At 32.6% G+C, this 14,672-nt stretch carries 18 protein-coding genes; 12 read left to right on the forward strand and 6 right to left on the reverse strand.

Going from position 1 to position 14,672, the window contains the following annotated elements:
- Window positions 1–133: 133 nt before the first annotated feature.
- Together HB672_RS11370 and HB672_RS11375 are read right to left on the reverse strand one after the other, a co-directional pair.
- Window positions 134–508, reverse strand: a complete 375-nt coding sequence (locus tag HB672_RS11370) for a DUF6768 family protein (protein WP_167769654.1) — start codon at window positions 506–508, stop codon at window positions 134–136.
- Window positions 498–1,052, reverse strand: coding sequence for a sigma-70 family RNA polymerase sigma factor (locus HB672_RS11375; protein ID WP_167769655.1), 555 nt, complete (start codon window positions 1,050–1,052; stop codon window positions 498–500). Before HB672_RS11375 ends, HB672_RS11370 begins: the two co-directional genes overlap by 11 nt.
- A gap of 118 nt (window positions 1,053–1,170) precedes the next feature.
- Here HB672_RS11375 and rlmD point away from each other — a divergent pair, with 118 nt between their 5' ends.
- From rlmD to HB672_RS11410, 7 genes are all read left to right on the forward strand, one after another.
- Window positions 1,171–2,580: a 23S rRNA (uracil(1939)-C(5))-methyltransferase RlmD gene (rlmD, locus tag HB672_RS11380; RefSeq protein ID WP_167769656.1), complete on the forward strand. Its 1,410-nt coding sequence runs from the start codon at window positions 1,171–1,173 to the stop codon at window positions 2,578–2,580.
- Window positions 2,581–2,596: 16 nt separating this feature from the next.
- Window positions 2,597–3,133 carry a DUF6452 family protein gene (locus tag HB672_RS11385; RefSeq protein ID WP_167769657.1) on the forward strand — a complete coding sequence of 179 codons (537 nt, stop codon included), beginning with the start codon at window positions 2,597–2,599 and terminating at the stop codon, window positions 3,131–3,133.
- Entirely contained in the window at window positions 3,105–3,821 is a 717-nt protein-coding gene (locus HB672_RS11390; protein WP_244306610.1) for a DUF6048 family protein, read from the forward strand. The genes HB672_RS11385 and HB672_RS11390 overlap by 29 nt, the downstream gene beginning before the upstream one ends.
- A gap of 57 nt (window positions 3,822–3,878) precedes the next feature.
- Window positions 3,879–4,499, forward strand: a complete 621-nt coding sequence (locus tag HB672_RS11395) for a hypothetical protein (RefSeq protein ID WP_167769659.1) — start codon at window positions 3,879–3,881, stop codon at window positions 4,497–4,499.
- Between the two features lie 131 nt (window positions 4,500–4,630).
- On the forward strand, window positions 4,631–5,008 hold the full coding sequence (locus tag HB672_RS11400) for a DUF2200 domain-containing protein (RefSeq protein ID WP_167769660.1): 378 nt from the start codon (window positions 4,631–4,633) through the stop codon (window positions 5,006–5,008).
- Between the two features lie 156 nt (window positions 5,009–5,164).
- Window positions 5,165–5,617 (forward strand): pyridoxamine 5'-phosphate oxidase family protein, encoded by a 453-nt coding sequence (locus tag HB672_RS11405; protein ID WP_167769661.1) that lies wholly within the window; start codon window positions 5,165–5,167, stop codon window positions 5,615–5,617.
- Window positions 5,618–5,870: 253 nt separating this feature from the next.
- On the forward strand, window positions 5,871–6,416 hold the full coding sequence (locus HB672_RS11410; protein ID WP_167769662.1) for a DUF4136 domain-containing protein: 546 nt from the start codon (window positions 5,871–5,873) through the stop codon (window positions 6,414–6,416).
- Window positions 6,417–6,449: 33 nt separating this feature from the next.
- Here HB672_RS11410 and HB672_RS11415 read toward each other — a convergent pair whose 3' ends face one another.
- A complete protein-coding gene (locus tag HB672_RS11415) occupies window positions 6,450–7,607 on the reverse strand; it encodes a THUMP domain-containing protein (RefSeq protein ID WP_167769663.1) in 1,158 nt (385 codons plus the stop codon).
- 145 nt (window positions 7,608–7,752) lie between these two features.
- Here HB672_RS11415 and HB672_RS11420 point away from each other — a divergent pair, with 145 nt between their 5' ends.
- From HB672_RS11420 to HB672_RS11430, 3 genes are read left to right on the forward strand one after another with little or no spacing between them, the layout of a single operon-like run.
- A complete protein-coding gene (locus HB672_RS11420; RefSeq protein ID WP_167769664.1) occupies window positions 7,753–8,484 on the forward strand; it encodes a class I SAM-dependent methyltransferase in 732 nt (243 codons plus the stop codon).
- A gap of 2 nt (window positions 8,485–8,486) precedes the next feature.
- Window positions 8,487–9,161, forward strand: a complete 675-nt coding sequence (locus HB672_RS11425) for a ZIP family metal transporter (RefSeq protein ID WP_167769665.1) — start codon at window positions 8,487–8,489, stop codon at window positions 9,159–9,161.
- Complete coding sequence (locus HB672_RS11430; protein WP_167769666.1) at window positions 9,162–9,590, forward strand: DUF4268 domain-containing protein; 429 nt, start codon at window positions 9,162–9,164, stop codon at window positions 9,588–9,590.
- Here the strand turns inward: HB672_RS11430 and HB672_RS11435 are convergent.
- The gene (locus tag HB672_RS11435; protein ID WP_167769667.1) at window positions 9,587–10,339 is read right to left on the reverse strand and encodes a peptidase E; all 753 of its coding nucleotides are present in this window, start codon (window positions 10,337–10,339) and stop codon (window positions 9,587–9,589) included. The two genes, HB672_RS11430 and HB672_RS11435, sit on opposite strands and share 4 nt — an antisense overlap.
- Window positions 10,340–10,516: 177 nt before the next feature.
- On the opposite strand from HB672_RS11435, the gene HB672_RS11440 reads away from it, so the two are divergent.
- Together HB672_RS11440 and HB672_RS11445 are read left to right on the forward strand one after the other, a co-directional pair.
- The gene (locus HB672_RS11440) at window positions 10,517–12,103 is read left to right on the forward strand and encodes a serine hydrolase domain-containing protein (protein WP_167769668.1); all 1,587 of its coding nucleotides are present in this window, start codon (window positions 10,517–10,519) and stop codon (window positions 12,101–12,103) included.
- 111 nt (window positions 12,104–12,214) lie between these two features.
- Complete coding sequence (locus tag HB672_RS11445; protein WP_167769669.1) at window positions 12,215–13,066, forward strand: leucine-rich repeat protein; 852 nt, start codon at window positions 12,215–12,217, stop codon at window positions 13,064–13,066.
- 225 nt (window positions 13,067–13,291) lie between these two features.
- Here the strand turns inward: HB672_RS11445 and HB672_RS11450 are convergent, their stop codons facing one another.
- Complete coding sequence (locus HB672_RS11450; RefSeq protein ID WP_167769670.1) at window positions 13,292–13,915, reverse strand: hemolysin III family protein; 624 nt, start codon at window positions 13,913–13,915, stop codon at window positions 13,292–13,294.
- Entirely contained in the window at window positions 13,899–14,609 is a 711-nt protein-coding gene (locus tag HB672_RS11455) for a DUF4294 domain-containing protein (protein WP_167769671.1), read from the reverse strand. Before HB672_RS11455 ends, HB672_RS11450 begins: the two co-directional genes overlap by 17 nt.
- Between the last annotated feature and the right edge of the window lie 63 nt (window positions 14,610–14,672).

Genomic DNA, 14,672 nt, shown 5'->3' on the forward strand with positions numbered 1-14,672 from the left:
CATTCCTTATCTACCTTTATCCTTTCGAGGTATCGAAAATTCAGCGTGGGAAAGAAATCATCCCTAAAGGCTTGCAAATTACTAAATATTAGTTGCTTCCAAAAATCTTCTCACAATATTTTCTAATCCAAAATTATCGTGACAATGACGATACTTGTATCTCTAGGCGTTTAATTTCTCGTGTTAAGGCATTTCTATGAATCTGCATCCAAGCAAATATCTTTAGCATACTAATCATCATAAAACAAAAGAATACACCAGCAACCCAAAGTATTAAATCATTAGTCTCTTCAACATCAAAAGTTTGAATAAGACAATAGATGAGTAATCCAAAAGCAATGGCAGTAATTATATTCATAATAATTAAAAGCCATGAGTTTTTACCTTTAAACAATCCACCAAGCATTTGAAATACGTTTTGCTCGTCTAACTCATCATAAAATTTTGCTTCTTCTTCTGTTAATGTGTCCTTTATTAACTTGTCTATGTCTTCCATGTTAGTTCTCATAATTATTATTTTTTAAGATTATTTTTAATTTTTCTCTTGCATGAAACAGTCTTGATTTGACTGTGCCAGCTTTAACATTTAATAGTTTAGATATTTCGTTTAATGACAACTCTTCGGTGTAGAAAAGTTTTATTATTTGCTGTTGATTTGTTGGTAATTCCAAAATTGCATTGTACAACTTCTTTTTAAGAGCAGTTTTTTCATCATAAGGCTCATCTTCTTCAACTGAATCAAATTTCAATGAATTATTTCCTTTTAACTCTTTTTGACGTTTTCTTAAAACATCAATAGATTTTGTATGAACAATTCGCATTGCCCAACCACTAAAACTTTGCGGCTCCTTTATAGTTTCTAACTTATCAATTATGATTCGCCAACTATCTTGTGCAACATCTTTAGCTTCATCGGCATCTTTAACAATATAAAATGCCTTTGTGCAAAACTTCTTGTGCCAACGTTTTACCAATGCTGCAAGAGCCATTTTATTTCCAGATTGGTAATCTAGAATTAAAAGTCCGTCTTTTTCTTTTTCGGTTTGGCTCATTAAATGGTTGTTTTATATAACAGACGCTAAAACCCAAAATAGGTTCAATTTTCACTGAAGTTTTATAAAGATAGTTGAAATTTGTTCGAGTTACAGGATGCTTTCTTATTTTTGCCGCATGGCAAGAAAAAACAGAAAACAGGTTTTTACAAATTTAGAAGTTATTGACGCAGGTGCAAAAGGCAAAACTGTGGCTAAAGCACCAGATGGTAAGGTTGTGTTTTTATCTAATGCAGTTCCTGGAGATGTGGTTGATGTACAAACATTTAAAAAGCGAAAGGCTTATTACGAAGGTAAGGCCATAGCTTTTCATAAACTATCTGATAAAAGAACTGAGCCAAAATGCGAACACTTTGGTACTTGTGGTGGCTGCAAGTGGCAACACATGAGCTATGATAGCCAATTGTTTTACAAACAAAAAGAAGTTACCAATAACCTTACACGTATTGGACATATAGAATTACCAGAAGTAACACCAATCCTAGGTTCAGCAGAACAGTACTTTTACAGAAACAAAATGGAATTTTCGTTTAGTGATAGCCGCTGGTTAACACTTGAAGAAATACAGTCTGATAAAGATTTAGGTGATAGAAACGCCCTTGGTTTTCATATTCCTGGTATGTGGGATAAAATTTTGGATATCAAAAAATGTTGGCTACAAGCCGACCCATCGAATGCTATTAGAAATTCGGTAAAGCAATTTGCAATCAATAATAATCTGGAGTTCTTTAATACTCGTAATCAAACAGGATTGCTTCGTACCATGATGATTCGTACAACAAGTATTGGTGAAATTATGGTGCTAATTCAGTTTTTTAAAGAGGATTCAGAAAAACGTAAATTATTACTCGACCATTTAAAAAATACGTTCCCAGAAATAACCTCATTACAATACGTCATTAATGGAAAAGCTAACGATACCATTTACGATCAAGAAGTTGTTTGTTATCATGGTCGCGATCATATTTTTGAAGAAATGGAAGGCTTAAAATTTAAAATTAATGCCAAATCCTTCTATCAAACAAATTCTGAACAAGCATACGAGCTTTATAAAATAACTAGGGATTTTGCTGGATTAACAGGAAGCGAATTAGTGTATGACCTTTATACTGGAACTGGAACCATCGCACAATTTGTAGCAAAAAATGCTAAACACGTGGTTGGTGTAGAGTCTGTTCCAGATGCCATTACAGCTGCCAAAGAAAATGCACAATTAAATAACATCGACAACGTTGAATTTTATGTTGGAGACATGAAAAATGTATTTAATCAAGAATTTATTAATACACATGGGCAACCAGACATCATTATAACAGATCCTCCAAGAGATGGCATGCATAAAGATGTGGTTAAACAAATACTAAACATTTCGCCAGAAAAAATTGTTTATGTAAGTTGCAATAGTGCAACCCAAGCAAGAGATTTGGCTTTAATGGACAGTGTTTATAAAGTTACTAAGACGCAAGCTGTTGATATGTTTCCACAAACACATCATGTTGAAAATGTTGTACTTTTGGAACGTCGCTAACAGACATAACAAATAAATGAAAAAAACATCCATACTCATTCTACTTATTTTATTAGCCGTTTTTGCTTGCGAAAAGGATGATATATGCTCCGAAGCAACGGCTACGACACCTCAACTAGTGGTGCGATTCTACGATGCACTTATTCCAGAAGATACCAAATCCGTCTCGGGTTTGTTTGTATATGGTATTAATGATGCTAATGAAGCTGTGTTTTTTAAGAATATTACAGTTGGGACAAAAGATTCTATTGCTATTCCATTAAGAACAGATAGTGATATGACTAAATTAGTATTTCATTCAGATTTTAGTATTGATGATAATGGTACTCCAGATGATGGAAGTGACGATATTGTATTAGGGAATCCTGATACTGTTGATGTCAACTACGCAAGAGACGATATATATGTATCACGTGCTTGTGGCTATAAAGCGACATTCACCAATTTAGGAGCCGTTTTAACACTTGATACTGACAATTGGACAACACAAATTACTATCGAAAATAACACCATAGACAATGAAAATGCAGCGCACATTAACATATATCACTAGTATTTTTGCTGTACTGCTGATGACATTTTCAGTAAGCGCACAAGACGATAGTGTCGCAAACGATTCCATTCGTTATGCTCAAAAATATGGCTTACGATTAGGTGGTGATGTGAGCAAATTAGTGAGGTCTTTTATTGATGATGATTATACAGGCTTTGAAATTAATGGTGATTATCGTTTGTCAAAAAACCTATACATAGCTGGAGAATTGGGTACCGAAGAGAAAACTACCAAAAGTGATTACCTAAACGCAACAGCGCAAGGAAGTTATTTTAAAGGAGGTATAGATTTTAATTTATACGACAATTGGTTTGGTATGGAAAATATGATTTATAGTGGTTTTCGTGCTGGATTCGGTACGTTTAACCAAACTATTAATAGCTATACCATTTTTGACACCAATGGACAGCCATGGGGAAACCAAACAACAGTTACAGATGGTTCCAAACAAAGTGGTTTAACTGCTATTTGGGGTGAACTTATTCTTGGTGTCAAAGCCGAAACACTTAACAATTTGTATGTTGGATTTAACGTGCAACTAAAAGGTCGCATTACAGAAACGGAGCCTAATAATTTTGAAAATCTCTATATTCCTGGATTTGGACGCACTTACGACAGCGGAAACTTTAGTATAGGTTTTGGTTACAATGTGTCCTATTTAATTCCTTTGTTTAAAAAGGACAAGTAATTGTTTTTATACTTTTAGTTATTATAACCTAGTTGTGTAAAATTTAACCAAACCCAAATGAGATTAACTATACTATTTACTTTTTTAATATTTATAATATCTTTGACAAGTTGCAAAGACAATAAAAAAGTATCCATCGAGAATGTGCAGCATAAATCAATTCCTGGTGATTATTTTGAAAATCAAGAAGCAAAAAAACTCAATGATAAGGGAATAGAATTGAGTAAAACTGGCAATTACAAAGGTGGGGAGTCTGCGTTTTTTAAATCATTAGAAATTGAACCTAATAATCCAACCACGTTAAGCAATTTAGGGCTTAACAGATTTTTAGATTATGATTATGATAACGCAATAAAATATTATCAAAAATCTTATACAATATCTGATTCGACATATCATATTCCTGCAATTAATTTAGGTCTGACTTATTTTTATAATAAAGAGTTTGCCAAAGGAATAGAAATCACAAACTATGTTATTGAACACACTAACGACAAAGATATTTTATCTTCTGCATATGTTCATAGAGCATTGAACTATCTTGGAAAAAATGAATGTGACAAAGCACAAACTGATTTGAATTATATCATCGCCAATTTTCAAGAAAGCAGAAATACAGAATATCATATAAAAGACTTGACTGAGAAAATAAAAAACTGTGTACAACACCGTGTATAATTTATTGCTAGTTATAGCTTACTTATGAAAATCCTCGCTGGCTTTATGTCTGTGATTTATTTGCTAACTTTAGTGCTGAACCACCAAACTACTCATAGCCGAGACCGTTGGTAATAATTAAATTAATCAATATGAAAGTTACAGCCGAAAAAAATGAAAAGGTTGCCAATATGATATTTGCAACCATTTATCCACTTTACCTAAATAGATTAGAAAAAAATGGAAGAACAAAAGAAGAACTCGATCAAGTAATTAAATGGTTCACTGGTTTTGATCAAGATACCTTACAAACACTTATTGATGAAAAGGTAACCTTTGGAACATTTTTCCAAAAAGCTAAAATACATTCAAACGCACACATGATTAAAGGAGTCGTTTGTGGTTATCGAATTGAAGAAATAGAGGATGAATTTGAGTTATATAAACAATGTAGACAAATGGAAAAGCTGATTGATGAATTGGCAAGAGGGCGCAAAATGGAGAAAATTTTGCGTGAAGAAAAAAAGTAGAAACTGGTGCTAACAAAGTGTATCAATCATAGCGGTTTAACCGATAAAAAAACAAAGCATAAACGTAAAACGTAGGTTTATGCTAAACAGAAAAGTTAGTGAGTAGAAATCTGCAGCAATTCTTATACAAAACTGTTGTACGTAAGCTAAATCATCATGGAATTAACAGTTGAAATTAAGGAATACATAAACAAAAGTGTTTTGTGCTGGCTAGCAACTGCATCAACTGAAAACCTGCCGAATGTTTCTCCAAAAGAAATCTTCAACTATTATAATACGGACAAAATAATTGTTGCGAATATTGCTTCACCTCAAACCGTTCGAAATATTAAGCAGAACGAAAATGTTTGTGTAAGTTTTATTGACATTCTGGTGCAAAAAGGGTTTCAAGTAAAAGGAAAAGCGAAAATAATTGGAAAAACTGATTCTAGATTTTTGGAAATGAAAAGAATATTGACAAAAATGACAGGTGGAACTATTCCTTTTGCAACCATTACAGAAATTACTATAGAACAAATTAAACCAATTATTGCGCCTAAATATGTTCTCTACCCAGAAACAACAGAAAAAGAACAAATTGAAAGTGCAAAAAAACTATACGGATTTTAATCATCCTATAAAATCCTGAGCGCCACAATGGCTTTAAGTAATCGCTAGTACTCGCCTACTTACTAAAATCTTCATGGGTTTTCTATGCGATATGTGTTTGTTAAATTAGGTGCTTAATCAATTAAGCCAATACAAGACTGCTAAACAAACCTTCATTTTTTTAACAATTTAAACTGACATTTATCATAGTAATTCCCTAAGAGTTTAAAGACCTTTAACTCAATAAAAACATCAATCTTAAATTCCTTTGACTATGAAAACTTTAAAAACACTAAGTATTATTTTTCTCCTTACCCTTTACGGCTGTGCATCTACCGAAGCAGTATTAGCTGAGTTTGATGAAAGCGTAGATTTTGATAGCTATAACACCTTTGTATTATGTATAGACGATTTGTTTGTTGAAAACACTAATTTCCCTAACCATGATAACAATAAAGTACGTGAACTCATAGGAAACGCTGTAGAGAATGAAATGATTAATAGAGGACACAAAACCAATGTTATGGATCCGCAATTACAAGCAGGTTTTAAATTACTGGTTGAAGAAAAAGAAGCCACATTTTACGATTGTAAAGAACAAGACGAATACAGTTATTGGGCAGAATGTACAATAAACACAACTATTTACACTGAAGAAACGTTGGTGGTTTATGTATCTGATTTTGAGAAAAATCAAATAATCTGGCAAGCATCCATGACTTGTGACATGAGTCGCTATAACAAAAAATTACCAGGTTATATAAACGAATTGGTAGAAACCTTATTTAATGAATACCCAAAAATAGGTGGCGCATTATAAAAACTTAAGGCTATGAACTAAATGTTTGTAGCCTTATTGCTTTTTTGCCTTTTTACTGCCTTCGTACATCTCGTATTTAACAAAACGTGCCTCTAATTTTGCATTAAACACTTTAATTTTACGTGAAGGTCTCAGTCCAACAAATTTTAAAGCTTCTATGTTAGAAGTAATAAACCATGCATGGGTTCCAGGGTAACCATGTTTTAAAGTAGTGCCAATATCGCCATAAAATTCTTCTACATTCAAACTCTCTAAACGTTCACCATAAGGAGGATTAAATACCAAATGTAAATGCTCCTCACCTGCTTTTTGCGTTTTAAAGAAATCTTCATGTTTCACTTTTATAAAGTCTTCTAAATTGGCGTTTTTAATATTGTCTTGAGCTTTTCTAACGGCTGATGGCGACTTATCATACCCTATCATTTTATGATGAAAATCTCTGGTTTTACTTAGCAACGATTCTTCTATTTTTTCAAATAAATCGACATCCCAATCTTGCCAACGTTCAAATGCAAATTCTTTCCGCAATAAATTTGGTGGAATATTACAAGCAATCATCGCAGCTTCAATCAAAATGGTACCACTACCACACATTGGATCCATAAAATCACTTTGTCCATCCCAACCTGACAACATCACTAAACCTGCTGCTAACACTTCATTAATTGGTGCAATATTAGTTGCTGTTTTGTAACCACGTCTATGTAACGACTCACCAGAACTATCTAAAGACACGGTGCACAACTGTCTGTCGATATGCACATTAATCTTTAAATCTGGGAAGCGCAAATCCACATTTGGTCTTGTTCCTTTAGTATCTCTAAACTTATCGACAATAGCATCTTTAGTCTTTAAAGCAATATATTTTGAATGGGTAAACACAGTAGAATGCACTGTAGCATCTACTGCCAAAGATCCGTTTTCAGATAGATAATTATCCCAAGGCATTTTATACACTTGTCTGTATAAATCTTCTTCATTAGCAACCCTAAAAGTCTTAATGGGTTTTAAAATTTTTATAGCTGTTCTCAAAGCTAAGTTTGCCTTATACATGAAACCTGTATCTCCAACAAAACTTACATTACGCACTCCAATTTTCACATCTTGAGCGCCTAAATTTCTTAGTTCTTTTGCTAAAAGCTCTTCAAAACCAAATAAGGTTTTGGCTACCATTTTAAAATTATTCTCCATATACTAATTAAATCTTAGAGCTAGTTCGTTTTTTGATAATTAAAACAACTCTTAGATTATCAAATAAAATTTAATACTCAAATCTCGCTTAGCGAGCAAATAGATTGCAAAAATACTTTATTTTTGTTGCGACACACATTAATGTATGACAAAAGACACGAAAGATTGGTACTCATCATGGTTTGATACACCATTCTACCATATTTTGTATAAACATAGAGACGACAAAGAAGCGCACGCTTTTATGGAAAATCTCACGAGTTACCTTAATATTCCTGAAAATAGTTCTATCCTAGATCTTGCTTGCGGTAAAGGTCGCCATGCAGTATACCTAAACAGTATTGGTTATGATGTTACAGGAATAGACCTTTCGGAAAAGAGCATCTCTTTCGCTAAACAATTTGAAAACGATACCTTACACTTTGAAGTTCATGATATGCGTGAAGCTTATTCAAAACAATTTAACGCTGTTTTTAATTTGTTTACGAGTTTTGGTTTTTTTGATGATGATAAAGATGACCTAAATACAATAAAAGCGATTAAAGCAAATTTAAAAAAAGATGGTGTTGGTGTCATTGACTTTTTAAATGCTGATTTTATTGTAAATAATCTAGTAAAAGAAAACACCAAAACTATAGATGGCATCGATTTTTATTTAAAGCGTTATGTTGAAAATGGCTTTATTGTAAAAGATATCTCTTTTGAAGCTGATGGAAAACCTTATCATTACCAAGAACTAGTTAAAGCATTAACACTAAATGATTTTGAAAAGATGTTTACCAAAGCTAACATTCAATTATTAGATGTTTTTGGAGATTACAAACTCAATAAATTTAATAAGGATAATTCGGAACGCCTAATCATGATTTTTATGTAATTATGAATAAATATCTATTCCCAATATACGCAGTATTATTAGGTTTTATAATTGTAAAACTTACAAGAAACAAACCCATAAAGAACATTAAAATTTTGCTTGCTTTTAGTGGTGCATTTTTAATGTCAATCACGTTTTTCGAATTGTTCCCTGAAGTATTTGAACATTTAGATGCTAAACGTGCAGGTTTATGTATTATGATTGGTGTACTCTTTCAAATATTTTTGGAGTTTTTCTCTAAAGGAGCAGAACATGGTCATGTACACATACACAAAAACAGTCATGTCTTCCCTTGGTTATTGTTTTTAAGTTTGTGTTTACATGCCTTTCTAGAAGGTTTTCCAATACATCAGCATAATGATATGGTATATGGTATTATAATTCATAAAATCCCAATAGCCATACTTATAACCTCATATTTATTTCAATCAGATTTTAAAACATATCAAATTATTGCATTTCTAACTGTATTTGGATTAATGACTCCACTTGGAACAGTTATTTCTAACAACGTCTATTTAAGACCCGGACTATTACCACACATAAATGCTGTTGTTATTGGAATATTTTTACACATTTCGACTACTATTTTATTTGAAAGCAGTGAAGGTCATAAGTTTAATCTAAACAAGATTCTAGCAATTATTGTTGCTGTGGCAATTGCCTATTTTATATAAATGTTTAGCAAAGAAGATTCGCGACTATTACGACAGGAGTTTTGGACAAGCTTTGGAAAATCATTTCCAAGAAAATGGTTATTGTATAACACTAAAATTAAAGGCCTTTCTTTTAAATTCTACTTTGATACTAAAAAAGCATTTGTTTGTTTAGACCTAGAAGATGATTTAGATAACCGAATTAATTGCTGGGAAAAATTGCTTGCATTAAAAAATATTTTGTTAGACGACTACCTACCTAGCGCCATTTACAAAGAAGAATTTTATCTAGATAACGGTAAAGAAATATCACGAATATTCGTGCCTTTAGAACAAAAAGTATCCATCCATAACAAAAACACTTGGAGAGATACTATGGAATTCTTTAATGAAAAAATGTTGCTCTTTGAAGCTTTTTTTGAAGAATACAAAGATGTTATAAAAGGCTAATCCTTCAAAATAACCTTATCTAATTTCTCTTCAACTATTTCACCATTTACAAGTGATACATAATAGCAATTGCGTTCTTCGCCCATAGAAACTACTTTAAAAGGTTTGCCATTTTTAAAAATAATTCCAGCTTGATTATCCATAGCATAACCAGCTTCAAAAATGCCGTTTTTTATATTTTTTTCATATAATGGTCTTCGGAATTCCTCACCATCGTAGTGTGGACTATGACTATAAGGCAAAAAGCCTAAGCCTTCCACAACACTTAATTCTATTGGTCTGGAATCGGTTGTGCCATTATCAAACCAACAAAGTGAGCCTGCACTCCCTCCTGCTAACACAATGCCTTTTTCTAATGCTTTCTTTAAAACTTTATCGATACCTTGAGCTTTCCAAATGGCCATCATGTTTAGTGTGTTTCCGCCACCTACAACTATGGCATCCATCCCTAATAGAAATTCTTCAAACGTATATTTTTGTCTGTAAGAGCTTATCCAAACACGCTGTACATAAGGTTCTACTTCAAGGTCGTTCACCAATTCGTACCATCTAATAATACCACTTTCTCTATCTCCTGAAGCTGTTGGTAAATAGCAAATTTTTGGTTTTTCTTTTCCTGTTAACTTAATGATTTCTTTAATAAATGCTTTACTTGGTCCACTTCCATAAGGGAATATGTATTGATCTTGACTAAAAGCAAATCCTGTCGCAAAAAAAGAGACAAGACAAAAAATGATAAATCTTTTCATGAGTTGATATGTATTGGTTGGTTGTTTTTGATGTTCTACCAAATGTAAATTTTTATCCCTTCAAAATCAATTAATTACTTTATAAAAAGTTGTGATTTATTAACAAGCATTTAAAATACGTTAACATAAAAAATGACTAACTTTCTCAACATCTTAATAATGCTAAACTATCAACCAATGAAACATCTAAAGCATCTTCTATGTTATATAGTTATTATAACTGTTATAACGTCTTGTAATTCTAATACTTCAACTGAAATTGAAACTAGTACAACTACTTCATTTTCTAACTCATACAAAGCTCCAGCATTTGAAAACGATAATCGCGTAGAAAAAATTAAACAAGTAGCTCCAGAGATTGAAACAGTGATGATTGAACATGCTAAAGGCAGACATATTCCTGGAATAGCATACGGTATTGTAGTCGATGATCAGTTAGTTATTGCTTCAGCAGATGGTGTATTGGATGTTGATACTAAAAACCCATCAACTACAACTTCGGCTTTTCGAATCGCTTCTATGACTAAAAGTTTTACAGCAATGGCCATCATAAAATTAAGAGATGAAGGTAAACTAGCTTTAAATGATCCAGTTAGTAAATACATTTCCGAAATGTCAAATCTAGAGTATCTCACAAAAGACAGTCCAATTATCAGCATAAACAATCTATTAACTATGACAGCAGGTTTTCCAGAAGATAATCCTTGGGGAGACCGTCAATTAGATGAACCTAATGACATGCTTATTAGTATGATAGACGAAGGTGTGACATTCTCTAACGCACCATCATTTGAATTTGAATATAGCAACACTGGTTATGCTTTGCTTGGTAATATTGTATCACGCGTTTCTGGTGAGCCTTACCAAGAATACATTAAGAATAACATACTCCAACCCTTAGGGATGAACAACACCTATTGGGAGTGGAATGATGTGCCAAAAGAAGAACTTGCCATAGGCTACCGTTGGGAAGACGAACAATGGAAACTAGAACCTATGTTGCATGATGGTTCGTTTGGCTCTATGGGTGGGCTTATCACCACCATTGAAGATTTTAGTAAATACGTAAGTTTTCATCTTTCGGCATGGCCTCCAAGAAGTGATAGCGATAATGGACCAATTAAAAGAAGTTCACTTCGTGAGATGCAAACACCACAGTTTCCAAGACTATATCCAAATGCAAGAGATTACAATGGTGATACTTGTGCCTTAATGAATGGCTACGGATTTGGACTAGGAATTGCTACTTACTGCAACGATATAAAGCGCGTATCGCATGGAGGTGCGCTTCCTGGATTTGGCAGCAACTACTATTTTTACCCTGAGTATGGTGTTGGTGTGATGGCGTTTGGAAACCTTACTTATACAGGACCTTTGCCAATAAGTAAGGTGGAACAATTATTATTTGATAAAGCTGGGTTAGAACCACGCGAACTTCCAGTATCTGACATTCTTGAGAAGCGAAAAGAACAAGTTTTAGACTTAGTACAAAATTGGGATGCTAACCTTGAAAAGGAAATTATTGCTGAAAACTTTTACTTAGATAGGTCTAGAGAGAAGCGAATGTCTCAAGCCAAACAAATTTTTGCTGAAGCTGGAGCGATTGTTAAAGTAGAAGACCTAACACCTTTAAACCAATTACGAGGTCGCTTTAATGTGCAAACTGAAAATGGTATCATCTCTATGTTTTTTACGTTAACACCTGAAAAATCACCAAAAGTACAGCGGTTGAATATATCGTTTAAGGAAACACTATCCGATTAAAGACATTTGACTTTGTAAGAAAAAAAGCCGAACTTCGTTTAACGTCGGATATAAGTCATTCAAACGACGCATATCCGTAAAAACATTAGCCTTTATTAAAAAAAACCGAGAATGAGTAAGTTCAGATTTTTTGACTCAATAAATGATGGAAAATTCTTAAAAATAGAAACTGATAGATTATCAGAAACCATCAAGTATATTAATAAAGAAAAAATCTCAAATTTATATATTAGCAGACATCACGGATATAATTTAAATACAATTGAACCACTTCTTGACTTGAAAGGTATTAAAAAGTTGCAATACCAAGAACATGACAGATTAATATCAATGGAAGGAATAGAAAACTTTTCTGAATTAGAATATCTGCGAATTGATGACGAACAAAAAATTGATTTAAGTGCATTCCCTCACTTAAGATTTCTAATTATTAAATGGTCAAAGAAGATTTTAAATTTTGAAAAGTGCGATAATTTAAAACACCTAAATTTATGGAATTTTAATACAAAAGAGAAAGACTTCTCTAATTTTCCGCATTTAAAAGGTCTTGAAGTTTTAAATCTATTTTGGGGAAATGCTCAAAATCTGAATAAATTACAATTATCTGACAAAATCAAGAAGATTGAATTTCATAGATATCCAAAATTGGAATCCATTTCAAATTTGAAAAATCATAAGACTATTGAGTATCTATACTTTGAAAACTGCAAAAGAATCACAGACATTGAATCAATTACGGGACTTCCAAACTTAAAAACATTTTGTTTTAATGAATGTGGCGAATTAAATAACATAGACTTTATTAGTAAAATGGATAAATTAGTTGATTTCAGGTTTGTACGCACGAATGTGAAGAACGGAGATTTAAAACTATTGGAAAACGATAAGTTTAAGTATATCGGATTTGATAACAAAAAACATTATTCACATAAATATGAAAGTCTTAAACCAATTAAGGAATAACAAAGGCTAACAATGCATAAACAAAATGCTGCAAATTAGCAACTTGAAAGTGTGTACAAGTAATAAGCTCCGCCAATTTTATTTCCTTGCGGAAAGAAAATTGACTACATTGGTGCAAACAAATAAAATTGGCTAAGTAGTAAAATGAAACTAAATAATTCCAAATACGCACATTTGCTTATGCCAACGTTAAACGAACCTCAATATTTAGTTCTTCATTTTTAACTAAACCACATACCATAAAATCATAAAGTAGTGACAAATAGCACCAGCCAACACAAACACGTGCCAAATTACATGATTATAAGGTATTTTATTAATGGCATAAAACACAATGCCTACCGTATAAAATAAACCACCTGCAAATAAAAATAGTAATCCGTTGGTGTGCATTCTTTCTGCTAGAACGCTAAAATCAAAGACGATTAACCAACCCATTACCAAATACAACAGCGTTGAAAATACTTCAAAACGTCCTGTAAAAAAGAGTTTTAGAAATACACCAAAGGCTGCAATTCCCCAAACGGTATAAAACAGAAGCCAACCTTTACTATCTGATAACGTTAACAATAACACAGGAGTGTAGGTTCCTGCAATTAATAAATAAATGCTTATATGGTCAACAATTCTAAAATAGTGCTTGCGTTTTTCGGTTTTGGCTGCATGATATAATGCAGAAGCACTAAACAACACAATAATCGAAAGACCATATACTAATACACTAAACAAACTCCACGGAGCATTAACTTGTTTGCTTACTAGTATAATTAAACCAACAATACCAAATACAGCTCCAATGGCATGAGAGAATGTATTGAGCTGTTCCTCTAACTTAGTTTGTACGCTCAATGGTTTTGGTATTTTGGGTAGTTTTGGGTTTATCTCCTAACCATTTCTGGGTTAGTTCAAAGAAGTCTAAGCCTAAAGCATCTTTTTGTCGTTCTAAACGTCCACTTTGGAAGTTTCGTTGCAAGATATCTTCAATTAAATAATCTTCTTTTACATTCATTGGGTCGAACTCCTTTTTTAAAGACAAATCGAATAAACTTGCTGTATTATTAAACCAAAAGGCACGCCATCCATTACGCAGCTCTTTAATAAGCTCAAATGTCGTATGTCCTGTTTGTCGGTGGATTAATTTAATTAGTATTTGTCCTTCGGTTCGTGTGAGTTTTTTTAATTCATCTGAGAATTCACCTTCAATATACCGTTGTATTTTTTTAGCGTACTGCTTTCTATCACGCTTTTTTTCTAATCTATTTAGCCGCGCATTAAGTGTATCTAATCTAGTAGCAGCCAATTGTGCATAATGATACACTTTTAAGGTTTTACGTTTTAAAATTAAATAACGTCGTCTATCTTCTTTACTATCAAACTCCAATTTATGGAGTAGCATAACTTCGTCTAAATCTATGGCTAATCTTGGAATAGAATCGCCTTTTATTATCAAATATTTTGTTTGAGAAGTATCGGTTTCAGTCTCTTGAACCTGACCAAAACAAAACAATGGTAATACAAATAATATGCAAAGAATCTTTTTCATAATTGGGTTGAATTCAAATTGAGGTGCTTTGAATAAAACTTAACAGTGTAAAGTTAATATTTT

The sequence above is a fragment of the Gaetbulibacter sp. S0825 genome (assembly GCF_011777505.1).
Lineage (GTDB): Bacteria > Bacteroidota > Bacteroidia > Flavobacteriales > Flavobacteriaceae > Pontimicrobium.